At 60.2% G+C, this 5,871-nt stretch carries 5 protein-coding genes and 1 pseudogene; all 6 read left to right on the forward strand.

The genetic code is table 11. The features are described from left to right. Positions 1-601, forward strand: a 601-nt coding sequence (locus M0974_RS16955) for an isoprenylcysteine carboxylmethyltransferase family protein (RefSeq protein ID WP_297839081.1), incomplete at its 5' end; no start/stop codon positions are given. 207 nt (positions 602-808) lie between these two features. Continuing rightward, complete coding sequence (kdpF, locus tag M0974_RS16960; protein ID WP_297839084.1) at positions 809-901, forward strand: K(+)-transporting ATPase subunit F; 93 nt, start codon at positions 809-811, stop codon at positions 899-901. Beyond that, entirely contained in the window at positions 898-2,670 is a 1,773-nt protein-coding gene (kdpA, locus tag M0974_RS16965; RefSeq protein WP_297839086.1) for a potassium-transporting ATPase subunit KdpA, read from the forward strand. The genes kdpF and kdpA overlap by 4 nt, the downstream gene beginning before the upstream one ends. 10 nt (positions 2,671-2,680) lie before the next feature. After that, positions 2,681-4,759, forward strand: coding sequence for a potassium-transporting ATPase subunit KdpB (gene kdpB / locus M0974_RS16970; protein ID WP_297839089.1), 2,079 nt, complete (start codon positions 2,681-2,683; stop codon positions 4,757-4,759). A gap of 12 nt (positions 4,760-4,771) precedes the next feature. After that, entirely contained in the window at positions 4,772-5,344 is a 573-nt protein-coding gene (gene kdpC, locus M0974_RS16975; RefSeq protein WP_297839090.1) for a potassium-transporting ATPase subunit KdpC, read from the forward strand. 26 nt (positions 5,345-5,370) lie between these two features. Next, a pseudogene (locus tag M0974_RS16980) lies at positions 5,371-5,871 on the forward strand (two-component system sensor histidine kinase KdbD); the annotation flags it as partial.

Consider the following 5,871-nt stretch of genomic DNA (forward strand, 5'->3'; position numbering starts at 1 on the left):
CGCAGGGACCGCGCATTATTGGGAAGCATGGGCGTACTTGTTGATCTTCACAGGTGCATCGGTCCTCATAACGTTCTATCTCATGCGAAACGACCCGGCGCTTCTTGAGCGTCGGATGAGCGGCGGTCCGACGGCGGAAAAGAGATCAGCTCAGAAGCTCATCATGCTGTGTACTTCAAGCGCATACATAGCCCTTCTTGTCGTGCCAGCGGTTGACCACCGCATGGGTTGGTCCACCCTGCCACTCGTAGGTGTTATGGCCGGAGACGCGCTTGTTGCGATTGGTTTTTATCTCATTTCCCTCGTGTATAAAGAAAACACGTTCGCTTCAGCAACGATCGAGGTCGCGGAGAATCAGAAGGTTATTTCGACCGGGCCATATGCAATCGTTCGCCACCCGATGTATGCGAGCGCATCCCTCTACCTTCTCGGCACACCGCTAGCGCTAGGCTCCTATTGGGGGTTTATACCATTCGCCGCGATGATGCCATTTCTGATATGGCGACTCATTGACGAGGAGCGCTTCCTCGCCGGCAATCTGTCCGGTTATACCGAATACCAGAAACGTGTCCGGTATCGTCTTGTACCGTTCGTGTGGTAGTCGATTCGGGTGCCTTGAGTGGCATATTTATAAGATCTTTATTCCCTAGCCCCCAATCTTTGTAACAACTTACCAAGCGTCCAACTAGGCTTGCCTCATCGCTGGAGGGAACGCCATGGACTTCGTCTATTTGGTACTCGGTGCACTGTTTTTCATCACCCTGGTTGGCTTGGCGCACGGCTGTGCGGCGCTTAACAGGAGACGGTCATGACCGGTTTCTATCTGTTTGGTGGCCTGGTTGCGGCCGGCTTGTTGGTTTACTTGGTCGCCGCGCTGTTGTTTCCGGAGGACTTCCTGTGACCATTCAAGCGTGGGTTCTACTCGGAGCTTTTCTTCTATCGCTGGGCATTCTGGCCTGGCCTCTTGGGCGTTGGCTGACCACTGTGATGGAGGGCCGATTTGCCCTCGGTTCACGGATCGAGTCGCCGCTGTATCGCCTTGCCGGCGTCAAGCCTGAAGTGCAGATGAGTTGGCTTCAATACGCCCTCGCGCTGATCCTGTTCAACGCGTTGGGGTTGTTGGCGGTGTATGCCTTGCAACGGTTGCAAGGTGCCCTGCCCTTCAACCCGCAAGGGTTTGCTGCCGTCACGCCCGACTCGTCGTTCAATACCGCAGCCAGCTTTGTCACCAACACCGACTGGCAAGGCTACAGCGGCGAGTCGACGATGAGTTACCTGACCCAGATGCTCGCGCTGACGGTGCAGAACTTCCTGTCTGCCGCCACCGGCATTGTGGTGGCGATTGCCCTGATCCGAGGGTTCGCACGCCACAGCGCGAACAGCATTGGCAACGCCTGGGCGGACCTCACCCGCGTCACCGTGTGGGTGTTATTGCCACTGTCGCTGATATTCGCGTTGTTCTTCGTCAGCCAGGGTGCGATCCAGAATCTTGACCCCTATAAGGACGTCTCGACACTGGAGGTCATGCAGTACCAGGCGCCAGTGCTGAATGCCGCCGGCCAACCAACACTCGATGCCCAAGGCAATCCGGTGACTAAGGCGGCCAGCACCGACAAGCAGACGATTGCCATGGGGCCGGTTGCCTCACAAGAGGCGATCAAGATGCTCGGCACCAATGGCGGTGGTTTCTTTAATGCCAACTCGGCACACCCCTACGAGAACCCGACAGCGCTCACAAACTTCCTGCAACTGATCGCGATCTTTCTGATCCCCACCGCGCTGTGCTTTGTGTTCGGCCATGTCGTGGGTGACATACGACAAGGCTGGGCGCTGCTGGCGACGATGACGATCATCTTCGTGATCGCGGTGGTGGCCGTCACCCATTTCGAACAACTGGGCAATCCACAGTTTTCAGCGCTGGGCATCGATACGGCGGCGGGCAACATGGAAGGCAAGGATTTGCGCTTCGGCATCAGCGCATCAAGCCTGTTCGCGGCAGTGACAACTGCGGCTTCATGCGGCGCAGTCAACGCGATGCACGACTCTTTCACCCCACTGGGCGGCGCGGTGCCGCTGGTGCTGATGCAGTTGGGTGAAGTGGTGTTCGGCGGCACCGGCTCTGGCCTGTACGGCATGCTGGTGTTCGCCATTCTCGCGGTGTTTATCGCCGGCCTGATGATCGGGCGCACACCTGAGTATCTGGGCAAAAAGATTGAAGCCTACGAGATGAAGATGGTGGCCATTGCGATTCTGGTGACGCCGCTGCTGGTGCTGTTCGGCACCGCCATCGCCGTCATGGCCGAGGCCGGCAAGCTCGGGATCGCCAACCCTGGTGCCCATGGATTCTCGGAAATCCTTTATGCCTTCACCTCGGCGGCCAACAACAACGGCAGCGCCTTCGCCGGTCTGTCGGCCAACACCCCGTTCTACAACATCATGCTGGCTATCGCCAGCTGGTTTGGCCGCTTCGGCGTCATCGTACCGGTGCTGGCGGTCGCTGGCAGCCTGGCGGCGAAAAAACGTCTGGCGGTCACCGGCGGCACCATGCCCACCCACGGGATGCTGTTCGTTGTTCTGTTGATCGGCACGGTGTTGCTGGTTGGCTTGCTGAACTATGTGCCAGCGCTCGCGCTGGGGCCCGTCGTCGAACACCTCATCATGATCAAGTGAGACCACGAACATGACACGCAAAGCGTTCTCCTTGTTCGACCCAAAACTCATAACTCCGGCCATGGTCGAGTCTGCGCGCAAACTCAGCCCCAAGATCCAGTGGCGCAACCCGGTGATGTTCGTCGTCTACATCGGCGCGATTATCACCACCGGCCTTTGGGTTCAGGCCCTCAGCGGCAAGGGTGAGGCCAGCACTGGCTTCATCCTGGCGATCGCCTTGTGGCTGTGGTTTACCGTGCTGTTCGCCAACTTTGCCGAAGCCCTGGCCGAGGGCCGCAGCAAGGCGCAGGCGGCCTCCCTGCGCAACCTGAAAAAAGAAACCTGGGCCAAGAAACTGCTGGAGCCTCACTACGGCGCGCAGTGGCAGTTGGCGCAATCGAGCGGGCTGTGCAAAGGCGACGTGGTGGTGGTTGAAGCCGGCGATCTGGGGGACTCGGTCATCCCCGCCGACGGCGAGGTGATCGAAGGCGCCGCTTCGGTGGATGAGTCGGCCATTACCGGCGAATCGGCCCCGGTCATTCGCGAGTGCGGTGGGGATTTTTCGGCCGTGACGGGCGGGACTCGAGTGCTCTCAGACTGGATCGTCATTCGCGTGACCACCAACCCTGGCGAAACCTTCGTCGACCGCATGATCGCCATGGTCGAAAACGCCAAACGGCAGAAGACCCCGAATGAAATCGCCCTGTCGATCCTGTTGGTCGCGCTGACCATCGTGTTCCTCGGCGTGACGGTGACGCTCCTGCCCTTCTCGCTGTTCGGTGTCGCAGTGGCCAAGTCCGGGACGCCAGTCTCCATCACCGTTCTCATCTCACTGCTCGTGTGCCTGATTCCCACCACCATCGCCGGGCTGCTGTCGGCCGTGGGTGTGGCGGGCATGAGCCGCATGATGGAAGCCAACGTGATCGCGACCTCAGGTCGGGCCGTGGAGGCCGCCGGTGACGTGGATGTTCTGCTGCTCGACAAGACCGGGACCATCACCCTGGGCAACCGGCAAGCCTCGGCGTTTTTACCAGCGCCAGGCGTCAAGGAAGCGGAACTGGTGGATATCGCGCAGCTCGCATCGCTGGCCGACGAAACGCCCGAAGGGCGCAGCATCGTGGTGCTGGCCAAACAGCGGTTCAACCTGCGCGAACGTGACATCGCGGCGCTCGACGCGCACTTCGTGCATTTTTCCGCGCAGACCCGCATGAGCGGCGTCGATATGGGCTCCCGCCAAATTCGCAAGGGCGCCGGCGAGGCCATACTCAAGCATGTCCAGAGCCTGGGAGGTAGTTTTCCGGAGGCAGTGCAGACCAGCATTGAAGAGGTGGCACGCCGTGGCAGCACACCACTGGTGGTGGCCGACGGCGCCAAGGTGCTGGGCGTGATAGAACTCAAGGACATCGTCAAAGGCGGGATCAAAGAGCGCTTCGTCGAACTGCGGCGCATGGGGATCAAGACGGTCATGGTGACGGGGGACAACCGAATCACCGCCGCCGCCATCGCCGCCGAGGCCGGTGTTGATGACTTTCTGGCGGAAGCAACACCTGAACAGAAGCTAGAACTGATCCGCAGCTACCAGGCCGAAGGTCGACTGGTAGCCATGACCGGCGACGGCACCAACGACGCTCCGGCGCTGGCTCAGGCGGACGTCGCCGTGGCGATGAACTCCGGGACTCAGGCGGCCAAGGAAGCCGGCAACATGGTCGACCTGGACAGCAACCCGACCAAGTTGATCGAGGTGGTGGAAACCGGCAAACAGATGCTGATGACCCGTGGCTCGCTGACCACGTTCTCGATTGCCAACGACATCGCCAAGTATTTCGCCATCGTGCCTGCGGCCTTCGTCAGCACCTACCCACAGCTCGCGGCACTCAACATCATGGGCCTGACGAGTCCGAATTCTGCGGTGCTGTCGGCGGTGATTTTCAATGCGCTGATTATCATTTTCCTGATTCCCCTGGCGCTCAAAGGCGTGAAGTACCGCCCGGTCGGCGCGGCCCTGCTGCTGCGTCGCAACCTGTTGATCTACGGGCTAGGTGGGGTGATCGTTCCATTCATTGGTATAAAAGCGATCGACATGGCGCTGTCCGCTGTCGGTCTGACTTGAGGGAGAACGGCTATGCTATCTCTGCTGCGTCCGGCGTTGACCCTACTGATTGCACTGTCACTGCTCACCGGTTTGGCTTATCCGCTGGTCACCACCGGAATCGCCAGGCTGGTATTTCCCCATCAGGCAGCGGGCAGCCTGATCGAAAGAGACGGCAAAACCGTGGGCTCGCTGTTGATCGGTCAGGGTTTCAGTGATCCGAAGTATTTCTGGAGCCGCCCTTCAGCCACCAGCCCCATGGCCTATAACCCGCTGGCCTCGGGAGGCTCGAACCTGGGGCCGTTGAACCCGGCACTGGCGGATGCGATCAAGGGTAGGATCGACGCGTTGCACGCTGCCGATCCGGGAAACACCGCCACGGTACCCGCCGACCTGGTCTATAGCTCTGCCAGCGGTCTTGACCCGCACATCAGCATCGCGGCTGCGCTGTACCAGGTGGGCCGAGTCTCGCGGGTGCGCAACCTGCCCATCGAGCAGGTTCGCCAGCTGATCAACCAGCAATCTGAAGGCACGCTGCTCGGGTTCATTGGCGAACCTCGAGTCAACGTTCTGGCACTGAACCTGGCACTCGATGCCGCGCATTGAGCGCCAATCCACGCACGGTGGGCTTGATGGCCGAACAACGTCCCGACCCGGACCAACTACTGGCCCAGATTCGCGAAAAAGAAGCGCAAGCCAAACGCGGTCGGCTGAAGATTTTCTTCGGTGCCAGTGCCGGTGTCGGCAAGACCTACGCGATGCTGGCGGCGGCCCATACCGCAAAAGTGCAGAACATCGACCTGCAGATCGGCGTGATCGAGACCCACGGCCGCGCCGAGACCCTGGCCCTGACAGAGGGCCTTGAACAACTGCCGCTCAAGCAGGTTGTCGACAAAAACCGTACGCTGACCGAATTCGACCTGGACGCCGCCCTCGCGCGCAAACCGGGCTTGATCCTGATTGACGAACTGGCTCACTCCAATGTCGTCGGCTCCCGTCATCCAAAGCGCTGGCAAGACGTTGAGGAGCTGCTCAGCGCCGGTATCGATGTCTGGTCGACGATGAATGTTCAGCACCTGGAGAGTCTGAACGACGTAGTCGGCGGCATCACCGGGATTCGGGTCTGGGAGACC

The organism is Pseudomonas sp. (genome assembly GCF_026224925.1).
Taxonomy (GTDB): domain Bacteria; phylum Pseudomonadota; class Gammaproteobacteria; order Pseudomonadales; family Pseudomonadaceae; genus Aquipseudomonas.